16 protein-coding genes and 1 riboswitch are annotated in these 18,107 nt (G+C 72.4%); of the genes, 10 read left to right on the forward strand and 6 right to left on the reverse strand.

The window, feature by feature from the left end:
- The first annotated feature begins 3 nt into the window (after window positions 1-3).
- On the forward strand, window positions 4-1,320 hold the full coding sequence (locus ACLQ25_RS25050; RefSeq protein ID WP_425733239.1) for a PLP-dependent aminotransferase family protein: 1,317 nt from the start codon (window positions 4-6) through the stop codon (window positions 1,318-1,320).
- The gene (locus tag ACLQ25_RS25055; protein ID WP_007460594.1) at window positions 1,320-1,580 is read left to right on the forward strand and encodes a hypothetical protein; all 261 of its coding nucleotides are present in this window, start codon (window positions 1,320-1,322) and stop codon (window positions 1,578-1,580) included. Before ACLQ25_RS25050 ends, ACLQ25_RS25055 begins: the two co-directional genes overlap by 1 nt.
- A 168-nt stretch (window positions 1,581-1,748) precedes the next feature.
- On the opposite strand, the gene ACLQ25_RS25060 is transcribed toward ACLQ25_RS25055, so the two are convergent.
- From ACLQ25_RS25060 to ACLQ25_RS25080, 5 genes are all read right to left on the reverse strand, one after another.
- Window positions 1,749-3,185, reverse strand: coding sequence for a glycine hydroxymethyltransferase (locus tag ACLQ25_RS25060; RefSeq protein WP_425733240.1), 1,437 nt, complete (start codon window positions 3,183-3,185; stop codon window positions 1,749-1,751).
- Between the two features lie 18 nt (window positions 3,186-3,203).
- Window positions 3,204-3,293, reverse strand: a riboswitch (ZMP/ZTP riboswitch).
- 341 nt (window positions 3,294-3,634) lie between these two features.
- Window positions 3,635-4,135, reverse strand: coding sequence for a hemerythrin domain-containing protein (locus tag ACLQ25_RS25065; RefSeq protein WP_425733241.1), 501 nt, complete (start codon window positions 4,133-4,135; stop codon window positions 3,635-3,637).
- Window positions 4,136-4,228: 93 nt separating this feature from the next.
- The gene (locus ACLQ25_RS25070; RefSeq protein ID WP_425733242.1) at window positions 4,229-5,098 is read right to left on the reverse strand and encodes an NAD(P)H-hydrate dehydratase; all 870 of its coding nucleotides are present in this window, start codon (window positions 5,096-5,098) and stop codon (window positions 4,229-4,231) included.
- The gene (locus ACLQ25_RS25075; RefSeq protein WP_425733252.1) at window positions 5,082-5,813 is read right to left on the reverse strand and encodes a histidine phosphatase family protein; all 732 of its coding nucleotides are present in this window, start codon (window positions 5,811-5,813) and stop codon (window positions 5,082-5,084) included. The genes ACLQ25_RS25070 and ACLQ25_RS25075 overlap by 17 nt, the downstream gene beginning before the upstream one ends.
- A 61-nt stretch (window positions 5,814-5,874) precedes the next feature.
- Window positions 5,875-7,434 carry a glycosyltransferase family 39 protein gene (locus ACLQ25_RS25080; protein WP_425733243.1) on the reverse strand — a complete coding sequence of 520 codons (1,560 nt, stop codon included), beginning with the start codon at window positions 7,432-7,434 and terminating at the stop codon, window positions 5,875-5,877.
- Window positions 7,435-7,643: 209 nt separating this feature from the next.
- On the opposite strand from ACLQ25_RS25080, the gene ACLQ25_RS25085 reads away from it, so the two are divergent.
- Genes ACLQ25_RS25085 through ACLQ25_RS25100 form a run of 4 tightly spaced genes read left to right on the forward strand, consistent with a single transcriptional unit; the run spans window position 7,644 to window position 11,861 of the window.
- Window positions 7,644-8,534: a glycosyltransferase family 2 protein gene (locus tag ACLQ25_RS25085; RefSeq protein ID WP_425733244.1), complete on the forward strand. Its 891-nt coding sequence runs from the start codon at window positions 7,644-7,646 to the stop codon at window positions 8,532-8,534.
- 23 nt (window positions 8,535-8,557) lie between these two features.
- Window positions 8,558-9,523 (forward strand): NAD-dependent epimerase/dehydratase family protein, encoded by a 966-nt coding sequence (locus tag ACLQ25_RS25090; RefSeq protein ID WP_425733245.1) that lies wholly within the window; start codon window positions 8,558-8,560, stop codon window positions 9,521-9,523.
- 21 nt (window positions 9,524-9,544) lie between these two features.
- Window positions 9,545-10,852 carry an acyltransferase family protein gene (locus tag ACLQ25_RS25095; RefSeq protein WP_425733246.1) on the forward strand — a complete coding sequence of 436 codons (1,308 nt, stop codon included), beginning with the start codon at window positions 9,545-9,547 and terminating at the stop codon, window positions 10,850-10,852.
- A gap of 37 nt (window positions 10,853-10,889) precedes the next feature.
- Entirely contained in the window at window positions 10,890-11,861 is a 972-nt protein-coding gene (locus ACLQ25_RS25100) for a DNA polymerase domain-containing protein (RefSeq protein ID WP_425733247.1), read from the forward strand.
- 15 nt (window positions 11,862-11,876) lie between these two features.
- Here ACLQ25_RS25100 and ACLQ25_RS25105 read toward each other — a convergent pair whose 3' ends face one another.
- Window positions 11,877-12,359: an Lrp/AsnC family transcriptional regulator gene (locus ACLQ25_RS25105; protein ID WP_425733253.1), complete on the reverse strand. Its 483-nt coding sequence runs from the start codon at window positions 12,357-12,359 to the stop codon at window positions 11,877-11,879.
- Between the two features lie 130 nt (window positions 12,360-12,489).
- Between ACLQ25_RS25105 and pdhA the strand changes: the two genes are divergently transcribed.
- From pdhA to ACLQ25_RS25125, 4 genes are all read left to right on the forward strand, one after another.
- Window positions 12,490-13,656, forward strand: coding sequence for a pyruvate dehydrogenase (acetyl-transferring) E1 component subunit alpha (gene pdhA, locus ACLQ25_RS25110; RefSeq protein ID WP_425733248.1), 1,167 nt, complete (start codon window positions 12,490-12,492; stop codon window positions 13,654-13,656).
- On the forward strand, window positions 13,653-14,657 hold the full coding sequence (locus ACLQ25_RS25115; protein WP_425733254.1) for an alpha-ketoacid dehydrogenase subunit beta: 1,005 nt from the start codon (window positions 13,653-13,655) through the stop codon (window positions 14,655-14,657). The genes pdhA and ACLQ25_RS25115 overlap by 4 nt, the downstream gene beginning before the upstream one ends.
- Window positions 14,654-16,153: a dihydrolipoamide acetyltransferase family protein gene (locus ACLQ25_RS25120; RefSeq protein ID WP_425733249.1), complete on the forward strand. Its 1,500-nt coding sequence runs from the start codon at window positions 14,654-14,656 to the stop codon at window positions 16,151-16,153. Before ACLQ25_RS25115 ends, ACLQ25_RS25120 begins: the two co-directional genes overlap by 4 nt.
- Window positions 16,154-16,289: 136 nt before the next feature.
- The gene (locus ACLQ25_RS25125; RefSeq protein ID WP_425733255.1) at window positions 16,290-17,969 is read left to right on the forward strand and encodes a right-handed parallel beta-helix repeat-containing protein; all 1,680 of its coding nucleotides are present in this window, start codon (window positions 16,290-16,292) and stop codon (window positions 17,967-17,969) included.
- Window positions 17,970-18,107 lie beyond the last annotated feature (138 nt).

Raw genomic sequence — 18,107 nt, forward strand, 5'->3', positions numbered from 1 at the left:
GCGGTGGCCGTGACCGAACGGGCCGACCTCACCGTCGCCGACCTGCACCCCGCGCTGGGCGACCCGGCACTGACCTCGATGAACTTCCTCAACGAGGTGTCCGAGCGGTACCCCGCGGCGGTGTCGCTCGCGGCCGGCCGCCCGTACGAGGAGTTCCTCGACGTGCAGGCGGTGCACCGGCACCTGGACACGTTCCACCGGCACCTCGTCGACGAGCTGGGGCACTCACCCGAGCAGGCGCGACGGCTGCTGTTGCAGTACGGCCGTACCAAGGGCATCGTGCACGACCTCGTCGCCCGCAACCTCGCCGTCGACGAGGGGATCACCGTCGATCCGGAGGCCGTCGTGGTGACCGTCGGCTGCCAGGAGGCCATGTTCCTGGTGCTGCGGGCGTTGCGGGCCGGCCCGGCGGACGTGCTGCTGGCCGTCGCACCGACCTACGTGGGGCTGACCGGAGCGGCCCGGCTGGTGGACCTGCCGGTATGGCCGGTAGCGGGTGGGCCGTCCGGGGTGGATCTGGACGACCTGCGAGCGCAGGCGCGTCGGGCCCGGGAGGCGGGGCTCCGGCCGCGGGCCTGCTACGTGATGCCCGACTTCGCCAACCCGTCCGGGGTCAGCATCGACGTCACCGGTCGGCAGCGGTTGCTGGCGCTCGCCGCCGAGGAGGACCTGCTGCTGCTGGAGGACAACCCGTACGGGCTCTTCCCCGTCGAGGACGGGCCGCGTCCGCCCACCCTGAAGGCATTGGACACCGATCGACGGGTCATCTACCTCGGCTCGTTCGCCAAGACGGTGCTGCCCGGCGCGCGGGTCGGCTACGTGGTCGCCGACCAGCGGGTCGCCGGACCGGACGGCCGCGTCGGGCCGCTCGCAGACCAACTCGCCATGATCAAGAGCATGGTCACCGTGAACACCTCGCCCCTCGCACAGGCGGTGATCGGCGGGCGGCTGTTGGAGCACGGGTGCAGCCTGGTGCCCGCGAACACCCGGGAGCGGGCCGCGTACGCCCGCAATCTGCGCCACCTGGTGGCCGGCCTGGCGCGGCGCTTCGCGGACCGGCCGCAGGTCCGGTGGACGGTGCCGGCCGGCGGGTTCTTCGTGGTGGTGACTGTGCCGTTTGCGGTCGACGACGCGTTGCTGGACACCTCGGGGCGGGACTACGGCGTGCTGTGGACGCCGATGGCCCACTTCTACGACGACACCGCGCCGGTGTGCGCGCTGCGGTTGTCGGTCAGCGCGGTGACGCCGGAGCAGATCGACGTCGGGTTGGACCGGCTCGCCGCCCTCATCACTGACGAGCTCCTGCGTGGACGGTCATAATGGGCCGCATGGTTGCCTGGGAGTACGCCCTGCTCGTTCGTCGCTATCAGGGACAGGGTCGCAATTTCACCGTCTCGTTCGTCTGGTACGGCCCGGACGGGTCCCGTAAGGACATCACCGCCTACGGCGACACGGCCATCGCGCACCTCAACCGCGCCGGCCGCGAGGGCTGGGAGCTGGTCTCAGCAGCCGAGGACGTCAACAACGTCCAAGGCAGCACCGAAGTCCACCGCTACCACCTAAAACGCCCCCTGAACTAACCCCCCACCCCCGTCCCCGTCCCCGTCCCCGCCCCTGCCCCTGCCCCCGTCGATCATGGAGTTGTGGTGGTGGACAAAAGTCGCCACTCGCCCTGATTCGGGCACCACGACTCCATGATCGACGCGGACGTCCGCGGCGGGGGTGGGGAGGGGGAGGGGGAGGGGCCGTCAGGTTAGGTCTACGGCGGGGTAGAGGGGGTGGGGGGCCAGGAGGTCGGTGGCCTGGCGGGAGATCTTGTCGGCCAGGTCGGCGTCGAGCGTGTACTTCGCCTTCGACGGGGTGCCGTCGGCGTTCGCGCCGGCCGTGGTCTGGGTCAGCACGGTGTGGATCAGCTCTGCCGTCTGGTCCATCTCGGCGGTGCCCAGCCCGCGCGTGGTCAGCGCCGGGGTGCCGATCCGGATGCCGGACGTGTACCAGGCCCCGTTCGGGTCCTGCGGGACCGAGTTGCGGTTGGTGACGATGCCCGAGTCGAGCAGCGCCTGCTCGGCCTGCCGACCGGTCAGCCCGTAGCCGGACACGTCGATGAGCACCAGGTGGTTGTCGGTGCCACCGGTGACGAGCTTCGCGCCCCGACGCAGCAGCCCGTCGGCGAGGGCCTGCGCGTTGTCCACGATCCGCTGGGCGTAGTCGGCGAAGTCGGGGCGGCGGGCCTCGGCCAGGGCGACGGCCTTGGCGGCCATCACGTGCGGCAGCGGACCGCCGAGCACCATCGGGCAGCCCCGGTCCACCTGGTCGGCCAGCTCCGGCTGGCAGAGCACCATGCCGCCGCGCGGGCCGCGCAGCGACTTGTGGGTGGTGGTGGTGACGATGTGCGCGTGCGGCACCGGGTCGAAGTCGCCGGTGAACACCTTGCCGGCCACCAGGCCGGCGAAGTGCGCCATGTCGACCATGAAGGTCGCGCCCACCGAGTCGGCGATCTCGCGCAGGATCCGGAAGTTCACCTTCCGGGGGTACGCCGAGTAGCCGCCCACCAGGATCAGCGGCTTGAACTCGCGGGCGGCCTCGGCCACCCGGTCGTAGTCGATCAGCCCGGTGGCCGGGTCGGTGCCGTAGCTGCGCTGGTCGAACATCTTGCCGGAGATGTTCGGCCGGAAACCGTGGGTGAGGTGGCCGCCGGCGTCCAGTGACATGCCGAGCATCCGCTGGTTGCCCAGCTCGCGGCGCAGCTCGAACCAGTCCGCCTCGGTGAGGTCGTTGACCTGGCGTACCTGGGCCTTCTTCAGGGCGGGGGACTCCACCCGGTCGGCGAGCACCGCCCAGAAGGCGACCAGGTTGGCGTCGATGCCCGAGTGCGGCTGCACGTACGCGTGGGCGGCACCGAACAGTTCCCGGGCGTGCTCGGCGGCGAGCGCCTCGACGGTGTCGACGTTCTGGCAGCCGGCGTAGAAGCGGCGGCCGACGGTGCCCTCGGCGTACTTGTCGCTGAACCAGTTGCCCATGGCCAGCAGCGTCGCCGGGGAGGCGTAGTTCTCGCTGGCGATGAGCTTGAGAGACTCCCGCTGGTCGGTCAGCTCGGCGCCGATGGCGTCGGCCACCCGCGGCTCGACAGCCCGGATCACCTCAAGGGCGCTCCGGAATGCGGTGGACTCGGCGTTGCGCGACATGCGACCTCCTACGAACGTGCGGAAGGCCCAGGCGCACGGCAAACGTCCTCGTGACGGGGCCGCTCCCCGATGGTTGTCCATCTCAACGCGCCAGTAACGGCCCGCGCCGATCCTACCGGGCCGGCCCTGGCCGAACCGGCCGACCTCCCGACGCGAGCCCGCCGAGGTGGTTGAACGGTCTCCGCTCGGGCACGGGACCAGGGCCTCGCGCCGGCACGGGCGCGACGGTCCTTCCTACGAGAGGAGTCGACTCCCATGACCACACCGACCCCGCCCCCCGCCCCCGCCTCCCGCGATCTTGCACTTTCTGTCGCGACAAAACGGCACGAAACATCGCCAATCGGCAACAGAAAGGCCAAGATCGCGGGAGGCGGGGGCGGGGGGCGGGGACCGGGGGGCACGACGAAGGGCCCGGCGTTCTGCCGGGCCCTTCGGTGTGAGCGTGTGCCTCAGGCGGTCACCGCGTCGCGCGCCTTCTTGATCGCCTTCGGCTGGGTGGGGGTGCGCGGCGCGTCCGCCCGCAGCGCGATCATCTTCTCGCCGATCTCCTGGAGCTGCTTACGGCCCAACGCCTCGCGGACCTTGGGGAACCACTCCTCCTCTTCCTCCTCGACGTGGTGCGTGACGTTCTCGATCAGCACCGTCGTCTTGGCGGTGAAGCGCTCGTCCTTGGCGTCCATGCTGGCCAGTTCGAGGCAGAGCACGTCGGCCACGTGGTGCTCCTCGTACGACTCGAGGATGTCGTCCTCCAGGTCGGGCAGGAGCCGGCGGACCTCCGGGTACATCACCTCGTTCTCCAGGTAGGTGTGCACCGTCAGGGCCTCCAGGATCTGGTTCACCAACTTCTGCCGCTGGCTCGCCGGTCCCTCCTCGGCGTCCTGGAAGGCCTTGAACAGGCGGCGCATCTCCTTGTGGTCCTCTTTGAGCAGGACGATGGCATCGGTCGACACCGGTGTGCCCCCTTGTTCGATAGCTCGGCTGGTGTCGATCCGGTACCCCGAGCCGGAGTGGTGAAACAGGCGAACTCGACTCACATCGCCTGGTCAGACGGTGGCCAGGGTGCGCGGGATCTCGTCGAGCAGTTCCCGGGCCAGGAAACCGATCCGGCCGTACCGGGGAATCAGCCGCTGGCCGCTCACGGCGTGCGCGAACGCACCCCAGCAGGCGGCCTGCGCCGGTTCGGCGCCCCGGGACAGGAGCCCGGCCAGCAGGCCGGCGAGCACGTCTCCGCTGCCGGAAGTGCCGAGGCCGGCGTCGCCGCTCTCCTCCCGCCATCCGCGCCCGTCCGGGGCGGCCACGTGACCGTAGAGCGAGACCACCGCGTCGTACCGTTGCGCCAACTCGGCGGCCTCGGCGCTCAGGTCGTCACCCGGGTCGCGGCCCAGCAGGTGGCCGGCCTCGGTGACGTTGGGGGTGAGCACCACCGGGCGACCGGAGCCGACCAGCAGCTTCGGCTCGTGGCTGAGCGCGCCCAGCGCGTACGCGTCCAGGACCAGCGGGGTCTGCGGCCCGGCCGCCTCCAGGACGAGGTCCAGCAGTCGGGAGGTCTCGTCGATGCCCGTCAACCCCGGGCCCAGGGCCACCACGTCGGCCGCGCCGGCCAGCTCACCGAGCTGGCCGGCCCGGTCGGCGGCCACCGTGCCGTCGGGCGTCTCCGGCAGCCCCACCACCAGTGCCTCGGGCACCTGGATGCTCAGCGTGGCGGCGGTCGACTCGGCGAGGGCGAGCTGCAGGACCCCGGCGCCGGCGCGCAGCGCGGCCACTCCGGCGAGCAGGACGGCCCCAGGGGTGAAGCGGGAGCCGCCGATCACCAGCACGGTGCCCCGGCTCTCCTTGCCCCCGGCCGGCACCGGCAGCGCCCAGTCCCGCAGCAGCGCCGGCGTGATCACCTTTACCTCAGACCGGTTCGGCATGGATCTCGTCCTCCCTGGTCGCCTCGGCGCCCTGCCGGTGCAGGTGGCCGACCTCGTTGAAACCGGTCAGCCGCAGTCGGCCCTGCTCGTCGGCGGACCAGTCGGTGACCGAGCAGTTCGCGATCACGTGTTCGCGGGTCAACGCCATCAGCTCCGGCTCGGTCAATCCCTCGATGAGGTAGCGCAGCAGGAAGACCAGCGCGTCATGGCCGAACAGCAGGACCCGCTGGCCCTCGTGGTCGCGGCGCAGGTCACCGAGGAGCGTCCGCAGGCGCAGCGCCACGTCGGTCCAGGCCTCACCGCCGGGCGGTCGGTAGTAGAACTTGCCCAGCCGGTCACGGCGCTTCGCCTCGTCGGGAAACCGCTGGCGCACCCCGTGCCCGGTCAGGCCGTCGAGGATGCCCAGCTCCCGGTCGCGCAGCCGCTCGTCGCGGCTCACCGGAATCCCGGTGCCGTGCAGTGCCAGCTGAGCCGTGGACACCGCCCGCAGGTACGGCGACACCACCGCGACGTCGGGTCGCCGGTCCTCGGGCAGCCCCGCGAGCCAGCGGCCGGTCGCCCGCGCCTGCTCCTCGCCGGTGTCCGAGAGCGGTACGTCGGCGTCGCGGTGGCTCAGGGCAATCACGTCCGCGCCGGTCTCCTCGGCCCGGGTGGCCGCCACGTTCGCGGTGCTCTCCCCGTGCCGGATGATCCAGAGCGTCGACAGTTCCGCCATGCCGACCCCGGTACCCGGGCGCGGCACGGGGTAACCGTGCCACGCCGGGCCGGGCGTCGACTCAGCCGCGCCGTTGCAGCAGGGCCACGGTCAGCCCGGTCACGTGGGTGACGCGGACCACCTCGTACCGTTCGGCGAGAGCGGCGGACTGCTTCTTCGGCAGGCCGGTCAGCGGCGCGTCGGTGACCGTCGGCAACAGCACCCACAGTCGCGGCTCGTCCCGCAGGCAGCGGGCCGGAGTCGCGCAGTCCGCGCCGAACAGCTCGTCGCGCTGAGCCGCCGACCGCTGCTGGAAGACGTTGCGCGGCGAGATGTCGGCGGGAAGGTAGTAGCGCACCCCGGGCTCGTGCATCCACCACCACGGGCCACCCGCGACCAGGCCGTCGCCGGGCTGGTAGCCGGCCTCGATGACCCGCGCCGCCTGCGAGTAGGACAGCGGCGCGAACGCGCGCTTCTGCGGGTACGTGTACCAGCCATGCGAGTACTCTCCGCGCAGCGCGAGCTGACCGGGCACGCTCAGGGCGGCCAGTGCCACCACTCCCACCGCAACCAGCGGCGCGCGGCGCAGCGCGGCGACGGCGCCGCCGGCGAGCACCGCCCACGCCGGCACGAGGAAGAGCAGATATTTGGAGAAGAAGTAGTTGATGTCGCCGGTGGAGGCCACCAGGATCACCGGCAGCGGCAGCGCGGCGATCACCGCGGCGGCGGCCGTCCGCGCGGCCACGTCGCGGCGCAGGTGGGTCAGCACCCCGACCACGGCCAGCGCGGTGATCGCGGCGGCGAGCAGCACCGACCCGAAGACCTGTTCCCAGACCGTCCACGGCGCGCTGTCCGGGATCCAGCTGATCTGCCGTCCCGCCTGCTTCATGCCGCGCAGGATCACCGGGGCGGCGATCCCCACCCCGGCGGCGGTGGCGAGCACGAACCAGGCCAGCGACCACCAGCGGCGCTCCCGCCAGCAGTGGATCAGGACGGCGACACCGTGCCCGAGCAGCAGCGTGAGCGCCACCACGTTCACCAGGCCGATGCCGGCCACGGCGAGCGCGTACGCGATCCAGCGCAACCATCCCGGGCGCTGCAGCGCCCGGAGCAGGAACAGCGTGGCCGCCGCCGCGGCGAGGACCACGAAGGCGTACGACCGGGTCTCCTGCCCGAAGCGGGTGGCGGTGGGCACGAGGGCGAAGACGAAGCCGGCGGCGACACCCGCCGTCCGGTCGAAGATCCGACGTCCGACCAGCGCCACGCACGTGGTCGCCAGGACCATCGCCAGCGCCGACGGCAGCCGTACGACGGCCGCGTCGGTGCCGAACAGACTCGTCCAGCCGTGCATGAAGAGGTAGTACGCCCCGTGCACGGCGTCGACGTTCGCCAGCATCCCCAGGATCTGATCGGTCGAGCGGGTCGCCACGTCGATGGTGACCAACTCGTCGTGCCACATCTCCGGGCTGCCGAGACGCCAGCCGACCGCGAGGGCCGCGAACGCCGTGGGCCAGAACCAGACACTGAGCACGAGTCGGCGGACGAGGGGGAGTCGCCGTCCCTCCGACTCGGTGGCGGGCGGGGGCGGCCCCGCGTCGGTGGGCGCGGGAGGCGCGTCCGTGGTGACGGCGCGGTCTGGCATCGGCGTCCGATCGGGGGCGAGCGGGGAGTGGGCGCGACGATGATAGCCGCCGCCGTGGTCGTCGGAGGACCCGTCGTCCCGCTCACCGGGGGTGGTGTCGCGGCGAGCCCGGGGCCGGATCGCCGGTACTGGATTCGGACGCCGTGCCTGATAATGTGGCCCGCGCCCGTCGCGCACGTCCACCACGCAGAGTAAGGCCCGGGGAACCGATGATTGTCGACATCATGTTGCCGTACTACGGGAGTGTGCCCCTCATGCAGGCGGCGGTGCGCAGCGTGATGGCACAGAGTGATCCGGGTTGGCGCCTGACCGTGGTCGACGACGGCACCGAGCCGGGCGTGCCGGAGTGGTTCGCGCAGATCACCGACGAGCGGGTCCGCTACCAGCGCAACGAGCGCAACCTCGGCATCACCAAGAACTACCGCAAGTGCGTCGGCCTCGCCGAGCACGAGTACCTGGTGATGATGGGCACGGACGACATCATGCACCCCAACTACGTCGCGACCGTGCGATCGGTGATCGAGCAGTACCCGGGCGTCGGTATGGTGCAGCCGGGGGTCGAGATCATCGACGCCGACGGCACGGTGGTCAACACCATCGTCGACGAGGCCAAGCGTCGGCTCTACGCCCCGCGGGTGGAGTCCCGGACGCTGATGGGTGGCGAGGACCTGGCGGCCAGCCTGCTGCGCGGCTGCTGGTTCTACTTCCCGTCGATCTGCTGGCGGACCGACGCCATCAAGGCCGTCGACTTCCGCGAGGAGTTCCAGGTCATCCAGGACCTCGCGCTGGTGATCGACCTGATCCAGCGCGGCGAGCAGATGGCCATCGACACCACCCTGTGCTTCCAGTACCGGCGGCACGCGGTGAGCAAGTCCTCCGCCGACGCGATCGCCGGCACCCGGTTCACCGAGGCGCGGGCGTACTTCGTCCAGGTCGCCCGGCGGATGGACGAGCAGGGCTGGCCCCGGGCGGCCAGGGCGGCCCGCCGCTACATGTCGTCCCGGCTGCACGCCATCACGCTGCTGCCGACGGCCGTCCTCGCCGGCCGGATGACCGGTGTGAAGAGCCTGTCCCGGCACGCGTTCGGGCCGGGCCGATGAACGACCACAGACGGGGAGAAGTCATGATCGTCGGGCAGCGACAGCCGGAGGCCGACGGGCGGCGGGTGGTGGTGCTCGGCGGCACCGGTTTCCTGGGCCGTCCGATCTGCCGCGCGCTGGCCGACGCGGGGCACACCGTCATCGCCGTCGCCCGTACGCCGCGCGACATCGGGCCGGGCGTCGCCGTCCGTGCTCTGGACCTGGCCGCAGCCGAGGTGGACGAGATCACCGCGCTGCTGCGCGACCTCGAGCCGGACGTGGTCATCAACTCCGCGGGAGGCATGTGGGGGCTCAACGACGCGCAGATGCTCGCCGTCAACGTGACCCTGGTCGAGCGCCTGATCGAGGCCGCCGGCCGGCTGCCCGGACGGGTCCGGGTGGTCCAGTTGGGCAGCGTGCACGAGTACGGGCTGGTGCCGGTCGACACGTCGATGGCCGAAGGGCTGCGACCCGCGCCGGTGATGCCGTACGGCGAGTTCAAGCTGCGTTGCACCACGGCGGTCGCCGAGGCCGACCGGGCGGGCCTGATCGAGGGCGTGACGCTGCGGGTCGGCAACGTGATCGGCCCCGGCCAGCCCGGGCACAGCCTGCTCGGGGTGGTCGCGGGTCGGCTGCGCGACGCCCAGCGCGCCGGCGAGCGGGCCCGGCTGGAGCTGGCGCCGCTGGGTTCGCGGCGTGACTTCGTGGGCCTGAGCGACGTGGTCGCCGCCGTACTGCTGGCCACGACGCGGCCCGCAGCGGCCGGCCACGTGATCAACATCGGTCGCGGAGTCGCCGCCAGTGCCCGTGATATGGTCCAGCTCCTCATCGACGTGAGTGAGGTGCCGACCGATCTGGTCGAGGCCGAGCACACCGGCCCGGCCGAGACGAGCTGGCAGCGGCTGGACGTCGGGCTCGCCGCCGAGCTGCTCGGCTGGTCGCCGAGCGATGATCTGCACACCGAAATGAAGCAGTTGTGGGAGCACGCCGGCGCCGAGGTGCCCGCCTGATGGTCGAGAGGTCCTGACCGCATGACTACCCCCGCCCTCGTCCGCTCCCGTGGCACGCTTGCCGACCTGCTCTCCGGCCGCAGCAACGGCATCGGGCTCATCCGGCTCTGCCTCGCGGTCGGCGTGGTGTTGTCGCACTCCAAGCCGCTCGGCTTCGGCGCCAACGACCTCGGCTACCACCTGACCGGCCGGCAGACCAACGTCGGCACCATGGCGGTGTACGGCTTCTTCGTGCTCTCCGGCCTGCTGATCACCCGCAGCGCCCGGCGTACCGGCATCATCCGCTACGCCTGGCACCGCGCGCTGCGTATCTTCCCGGGCCTCTGGGTGTGCCTGCTGATCACCGCGCTGGTCGTGGCTCCGCTTGTCGCCCTGCGCGAGCACGGGACCACGGCCGGCTTCTTCGACAACGCCTGGGACCGGGGCGGCCCGCTGGCCTACCTGCAGGCCAACTGGTGGACCGGTGTGCGCCAGTACGGCATTCAGGACCTGCTCAAGGCGACCACCCCGTGGGGTGAGAAGAGCGGCTCCAGCGTCTTCAACGGCGCCCTGTGGTCGCTCAAGTACGAGATGTTCTGCTACGTCGTGGTGGGCGTCCTGGCCGTCACCGCGGTGCTGCGCAACGCCCGCCGGTTCGTGCTGTTCCTGACCGTCGCGCTCTACCTGAGCATCCTGCAGGACTGGGTGAGTTCCGGTCAGTTCAGCGGGCCGGCGTCCACGGCGAGCTGGTCGTTCGACTCGCCCCTGGTGGGCGTGATGAGCTTCCACTACATCGTCTACCTGGGCTTCCTGTTCGCGTTCGGCGCGACCCTGGACCTCTACCGGGAGCGGGTGCCGATCAACGACGCGCTTGGCATCGGCTCGGCCGTGGCGCTGGGACTGTCCCTGCTCTTCGGCGGGTTCTTCGCCATCGGGCTGCCGGCGTTCGCCTACCTGCTGGTGTGGCTGTCGGTGCGGATGCCCCGCCAGCTGCACTGGGTGGGCCGCAAGAACGACTACTCGTACGGCATCTACATCTACGGGTTCGTCGGCCAGCAGGTGATGGCGAGCCTGGGGTGGAGCCGCTGGGGGTACGTCCCGTTCGCCGCGATGTCGCTCGCGGTCGCCTTCGTCGCCGCGTTCGTCTCATGGAAGCTCGTCGAGCGGCCGGCGCTGCGGTTGAAGGACTGGACGCCGGGCTTCGTGGCCCGCCGGTCGGCGCGGACGGTACCGGTCGAGCAGCAGACCGCCGTGGCCGAGGAGCCGCCCGGGACGACGCAGCCGGCCTCGGTCGGCGGCCCGACCGAGGAGTTGCCGCAGCAGCACGCCACGCTGGTCACCGGCCGGTAGCCCACCGGGTCCGCCGCCACGTCGTACCCTCGGGGGCGTGGCCACGGCGGCGGAGGAGATCCGGGTGGGGGAGCGGCTGGTCCGCGTCTCCAGCCCCGACAAGCCGTACTTTCCGGAACGTGGGCTGACCAAGCTGGACGTGGTCCGCTACTTCCTGGCGGTCGGCGACGGCATCCTCCGGGCGCTGCGCGACCGGCCGACCATGCTGGAACGCTGGCCGCGCGGCGTCTTCGAGGGCGCGACGATCGCGACCCGGCAGACCAACCGCGGCGACGCCTTCTACCAGAAGCGGCTGCCGGCGGGCGCGCCCGAGTGGGTGCGCACCGCGCACATCACGTTCCCGAGCGGCCGGACGGCCGACGAGGTCGCGCCGAGCGAGCTGGCCGTGGTGATCTGGGCGGCCAACCTGGGCACCCTGCGGTTCCATCCGTGGCCGGTGTCCGCCCGCGACGTGGAGCGCCCCGACCAGTTACGCATCGACCTCGACCCGATGCCCGGCGTCGGCTTCGAGCAGGTGGTGCCGGTCGCCCGGGAGGTGTCCGCGTTCCTCGCCGAGCTGGGCATGACCGGCTATCCGAAGACGACCGGCGGGCGGGGCCTGCACGTGTACCTGTCGATCGAGCCGCGGTGGAGTTTCGGCGAGTGCCGCCGGGCGGTGCTCGCGCTGGGGCGGGAGATGCAGCGTCGGCTGCCGGACCTGGTCACCACCACCTGGTGGCGGGACCAGCGGGACCGGCCGGTCTTCGTCGACTACAACCAGATGTCCCGCGACCACACCATCGCGTCGGCGTACTCGATCCGGCCGACGCCGCAAGCGTTGGTGTCGGCGCCGTTGGACTGGGCGGAGCTGGACGACGCCCGTCCGGAGGACTTCGACGTGCTCACCATGCCGGCCCGGTTCGCCGAGCGCGGCGACCCGCACGCCGGCCTGGACGGCGACCGGCATTCGCTGGAGCCGCTGCTGGAACTGGCCGACCGCGAGGGCCTGGAGGCTCCGCCCGTACGGTGATCCGACCTGGCGGCCCTACTGCCACGGGCTCTGTGTGCCCTCGAACTCCTCGAAGACCAGCCACGACCGCGTCGACAGCACCCCGGAGATGCGCTGCACCCGGTCGAGTACGACGTCCCGCAGGGCGGCGTTGTCCGGCGCCCGGACCAGGGCCAGCACGTCGTGCTCGCCGCTGAGCAGTGCGACGTGCTCGACGTAGCGCACCTGGGCCAGCTCGGCCGACACCTCCCGCCAGGTGTTCTGCTCGATCGTCAACGCCATGTACGCCGAGGTGCCCAGCCCGGCCGCCTCGGGCGCGACCTGTGCCCGGAACCCCGTGATCACGCCGTCGCGCACCAGGCGCTCGACCCGGGCGTACGCGTTGGTGCGCGAGATGTGGATCCGTTCGGCCAGGGTGCGCACCGACGTACGCCCGTCGCGGACCAGCTCGTCCACGATCCGCCGGTCGACCTCGTCCAAGGCTCGGACCGATCGTCCCGCTCGGGCCGCCTGGCCCACCCCGTCTTCGGTCTCCTGGCTCACCGATCCGCCTCCCGCATGCCAGACGTCCCGCCTTCTTCGTGGATCTTGAGTCAATCATCCGTCAGGCGGAAGCATAGGCTCACCACACGTCCCAGGAGGTCCCGCCGTGACGACCACACCCCAGGCGGTCCGCAGGGCATCCCCGCGCGCCCGTCGGACGGTCACCCCGCCCGACCCGGCGCGTCCGCTGCTGCCGGACGCCGACCCGGTCCGCCTGCTCGACGAGACCGGCACGCCGCTGCCGGCCCGCACCGACTACCCGGAACCGCCCGTTGAGGCGCTGCGGGAGCTGTACCGCCGGATGGTGCTCGGCCGCCGGTTCGACACCCAGGCGACCGCGCTGACCAAGCAGGGCCGCCTCGCCGTCTACCCGTCGTCCCGGGGCCAGGAGGCGTGCCAGGTGGCCGCCACGCTCGCCGTCCGCGACACCGACTGGGTGTTCCCCACCTACCGCGAATCGATGGCGCTGGTTGCCCGAGGCATCGATCCGGTCGAGGTTCTCACCCTGCTGCGCGGTGACTGGCACTGCGGCTACGACCCGACCCGGGTGCACACCGCACCGCAGTGCACCCCGCTCGCCACCCAGTGCGTGCACGCCGCCGGCCTCGCCCACGGTGAGGCGTACCAGGGTCGCGACACCGTGGCGCTGGCCTTCATCGGTGACGGGGCGACCAGCGAGGGCGACTTCCACGAGGGCATCAACTTCGCCGCCGTGTTCAAAGCCCCGGTCGTCTACTTCGTGCAGAACAACAGGTACGCGATCAGCGTCCCGCTGTCCCGGCAGACCGCCGCGCCGTCGCTGGCGTACAAGGGCGTCGGCTACGGGGTGCCCAGTGAGCAGGTCGACGGCAACGACCCGGTCGCCGTGCTCGCCGTACTGACCCGCGCGGTCGCGCACGCCCGCGCCGGCATGGGGCCGTTCCTGGTGGAGGCGCACACCTACCGGATGGAGCCGCACACCAACGCCGACGACGCCAGCCGCTACCGCGACGGCGCCGAGGTCGACGCCTGGCGGGACCGGGACCCGGTCGCCCGCCTGGAGACCTACCTGCGCGCCCGTGGGGTGCTCGACGACGCGGCGGTCGCCGAGATCGCCGAGCAGGCCGAGGCGTACGCCGCGGACCTGCGTACCCGGATGAACAGCCAGCCCACGGTCGACCCGCTGAGCCTGTTCGACCACGTCTACGCCGAGCCCACCCCACAGCTCGTCGAGCAGCGCGAGCAGGTCCGCGCCGAGCTGGCCGCCGTGCACGACCAGGAGGGTGACGCCTGATGGCCACCACCATGGCGAAGGCCCTCAACACCGCCCTCGCCGACGCGCTCGCCGCCGACGAGAAGGTCATCGTCTTCGGCGAGGACGTCGGGCAGCTCGGCGGCGTCTTCCGGATCACCGACGGCCTCCAGGCACGCTTCGGCGAAAACCGTTGCTTCGACACGCCCCTGGCCGAGGCCGGCATCGTCGGCTTCGCCGTCGGCCTCGCCATGTCCGGGCTGCGGCCGGTCGTCGAGATGCAGTTCGACGCGTTCGCGTACCCGGCGTTCGAGCAGATCGCCTCGCACGTGGCGAAGCTGCGCAACCGCACCCGGGGGGCGCTCAGCGTGCCCATCGTCATCCGCGTGCCGTACGCGGGTGGCATCGGCGGGGTCGAGCACCACTGCGACTCGTCCGAGGCGTACTACGCGCACACGCCCGGCCTCAAGGTCGTCACCCCGGCGACCGTCGACGACGCGTACTCCCTGCTGCGGGAGGCGATCGACGACCCCGACCCGGTGGTCTTCATGGAGCCCAAGAAGCTCTACTTCGCCAGCGCCGACGCGGCCCTGCCGACGCGGACCGAGCCGTTCGGCCGGGCCGTCGTGCGCCGGCCCGGCCGCGACGCCACCCTGGTGGCGTACGGACCGGCGGTGCCGGTCGCCATGGACGCCGCCGAGGCCGCGCGCGAGGAGGGCTGGGACCTGGAGGTCGTCGACGTGCGCACCATCGTGCCGTTCGACGACGCCACCATCACCGCCTCGGTCCGGCGCACCGGCCGGTGCGTGGTCATTCAGGAGGCGCCCGGTTTCGCGGGCGTCGGCGCGGAGATCGCCGCCCGGGTGCAGGAGCGCTGCTTCCACGCGCTGCACGCCCCGGTGCTGCGGGTGGCCGGACTGGACATCCCGTACCCGGCGCCGATGCTGGAGCACACCCACCTGCCCGGCGTGGACCGTGTCCTCGACGCGGTCGCCCGCCTGCAGTGGGACGACCAGCCCGACGCGCGCTGGGCGGCGGCATGACCACCGTCGAGCGGACCCAGGTCTTCCTCCTGCCCGACCTGGGCGAAGGGCTGAGCGAGGCCGAGATCGTCGAGTGGCGGGTCGCCGTCGGTGACGTCGTCGAAGTGGACCAGAGCGTCGTCGAGGTGGAGACCGCCAAGGCGGTCGTCGACGTGCCCTGCCCGTACGCCGGACGGGTCGTGACCCTGCACGGCGCGGCCGGTGAGGTCCGCCCGGTCGGCCAGCCGTTGATCACCATCGCGCCGCTGGACGGCGGCGACGAGCCCGCCGGGCACGCCACCTACCGCGAGGAGGAGCGGGCCGGCTCCGGCAACGTCCTGATCGGGTACGGCACCGGGCACGGCGGAGCCACGCGCCGTCGACGCCGACCGCGCCTGACCGTCGCCCCCGAGCCGAGCGATCCCGGCCCGGCCGACGCCGCTCCGGCCGGCGCGAGCACGGCGGGCGCTGCTCCGGCCCGCGCCGGCCTGGCCGGTGCAGCCCCGGCCACCGCCTTGACGAACGCCGCTCCGGTCGGCGCTGGTCCGGTCGGCGCGCGCACGGCGGGTGGCACCGGCGCGGCTTCCCACGTTGGTCCCGGCGACGGCGGCGCGCCGACCGGCGCTGCGTCGTCGAGTGCTCTGGTCATCTCGCCGATCGTGCGCCGGCTGGCCCGCGAACACGGCGTCGACCTGAGCGCGGTGCGGGGCACCGGACCCGGCGGGGTGATCCGCCGCGCCGACGTGGAAGCGGTCTCGGCCGCACCCGCGGCCCGGCTCGCCGCCGTGCCGGACCCGCACGTCGCCCCGGCCGGGGACGGGGGCGGCGACGTCGTCATCCCGCTGACCGGCATCCGCAAGGTCATCGCCGACAAGCTCTCCCGCAGCCGGCGGGAGATCCCCGAGGTGACCATCTGGGTCGACGTGGACGCCACCGGGTTGCTGGAGACCCGTGCGGCGATCAACGCGGCGACGCCCGACGCTCCGGTGAGCATCCTGGCCCTGCTGGCCCGGATCTGCCTCAGCGGCCTGCGCCGGTACCCGCAGCTCAACGCCCGCGTCGACACCGAGGGCCAGCGGATCGTCCAGTCCCCCGGTGTGCACCTGGGTATCGCCGCGCAGACGGACCGGGGCCTGCTGGTGCCGGTGCTGCGGGACGCCCAGCGGCTCACCACCGCTGAACTGGCCGCCGCGCTGGCGGAGACCACGGCCGCCGCCCGGGCCGGGACGCTCGCGCCGGCCCGACTCACCGGCGGCACCTTCACCCTGAACAACTACGGGGTGTTCGGCGTGGACGGCTCCACGCCGATCATCAACCACCCCGAAGCGGCGCTGCTCGGCGTGGGGCGGATCGTGGACAAGCCGTGGGTGGTCGACGGGCAGTTGGCCGTCCGCAAGGTCACCCAGTTGAGCCTCACGTTCGACCACCGGGTCTGCGACGGCGGGGTGGCCGGTGGCTTCCTGCGGCACGTCGCCGACTGCGTGGAGCGCCCGGCGCTGCTGATCGCCGCCGTCTGACGCGTACCCCCTGGGGCCCCGGCGTCGCCCGCGCGGCGTCGGGGCCGGCGCGCGCCCGGGGTTTCCCGGCCGTGTCACCGGGAAGTCGGCCCCGCCGGTACGCGCCGGACGCGTCGAAGGGAGCCGACAGGTGGCCGTGGCGAACGAGCTGCTACTCAACTCGATCCGCGTCCGCCGGCCCGCCGCGGCCGGCGCGCCGCTCTACTGCGACGCCCGGGAGTACGGCCTGACCGGTGACGGCGCGACCAACGACCAGCCGGGGCTGGCCGCCCTCGTGGACCGCCTCGGTGCGGCGTACGCCTCGGACGGCCGGGCCCGCGTCATCTACTGCCCGCCCGGCATCTACTCGATCCGCGACGCCGGCACGGTGTGGCGCAGCGGCGTCTCGCTTGTCGGCGCCGGCCCGGCGGCCACCCGGTTCATGCTCAGCAACGAGGGCAACCGCGCCGACCCGACCCCGCTGGCCTTCTGGACCACCGTCCAGCACGGCGCCGACCGGGAGCGCCACATCGCCGACTGCACCTTCGCCGACTTCGAGATCGACGGCTCCGGCGTCGCGATGGCCGAGTACAACTACCTCGCCAAGGGCCTCGGCCTCCAGTACGTCGTCCGCGGCGTGTTCCGCAACCTCTACATCCACCACACCGCGGCCACCGGACTGGGCTGCGACTTCCTCCAGGACTCGCTGATCGACGGTGTGGTCGTGGTCGGCTGCGGCCGGCTGGACAACGGCGAGCAGATCGGGGGCGCCGGGATCGGCGTGGGCATCGGCGGATGGGGTGCGGTGGAGCGCCTGACCATCGCGAACTGCACCACCCTCGCCAACGGCACCAACGGCATCTTCCTCGAACTGCAGAAGGACTACTGGCCCCCGCCCCGCGGCTACCGCATCGTCGGCTGCCACAGCCAGGGCAACCGGTTCGGCATCTCCGACTGGGGCGCCGACGGCCTCATCGTCTCCGCCTGCACCATGACCGGCAACCTCGAGGCCGGGTTCGACATCTCCGCCCAGGGCACCGCCGGCCTGGCCGGACGAGGTGGGTTGGTCGCCGACTGCGTCATCGACGGCAACATCCTCGACGGGGTCCGGATCGGCAACAGTCCGGGGCCGTACACCATCCGGGGCAACCGGATCAGCGGCAACGGCCAGCATGGCTACCACGGACGCGACCTGGGGCGCGGCTACCAGGGCCCGGTGCGGGACGTGGTGATCGAGAGCAACGAGTTCTGGGGCAACGGGCTGGACGCCATCCGGATCGACCACCAGATGACCGACGCGGTGCTGCTCAACAACCGGATCCGCAACAACGGGCGACAGTGCGCGCAGGCCGCCAGCGGTCACGGCGAGACCGTCCGCTACGCCGAACGGTCCGTGGTCGACCGGTCCGCGGACTGGCCGCACGACGGCCACCGCGGCAAGGTCCTGCGGGTCGGGCGTGCCGTCGCCATGGTCGCGTCGAACACCGGCGACGAACTCACCCTCGCCCCGGTCCGCCCCGACGCCATCAGCGCGTGGAGCGGGGACGTACCGCCTCCCGGCTGCGGGTACGAACTGTCCGCCGCACCCGAGCGGCGGGCCGGCATCACCGTCGACGCGGCGTTCGACTCGGCCACCATCCGCGGCAACCGGATCTGGGACAACCACGAGGACCGGACCCAGACCCACGGCCTGTGGATCACCGGGCGGGGAAGCTGCGTGGACTGCCGGGTCGAGGACAACGACCTGGCCGGCAACGCCGACGACGGGATGCGTCTGGACACCCCGCCGGTGGGCGGACGCTGGCGCGACAACCACGTCGACAACGACTGGAGCTGACCGGCGCTCGCGTCGACCCGATCGAGGTGCCCTCGGGCTGCCCGGCCCCGGGCCGCAAGGCGAGGCGGGGGGGCGCCGGCGGAAAAGCCCGGGCCCCCCCCCCCCCCCCCCCCCCCCCCCCCCCCCCCCCCCCCCCCC

Origin of the sequence: Micromonospora sp. DT44, from assembly GCF_049841635.1 — a bacterium.
Lineage (GTDB): Bacteria > Actinomycetota > Actinomycetes > Mycobacteriales > Micromonosporaceae > Micromonospora.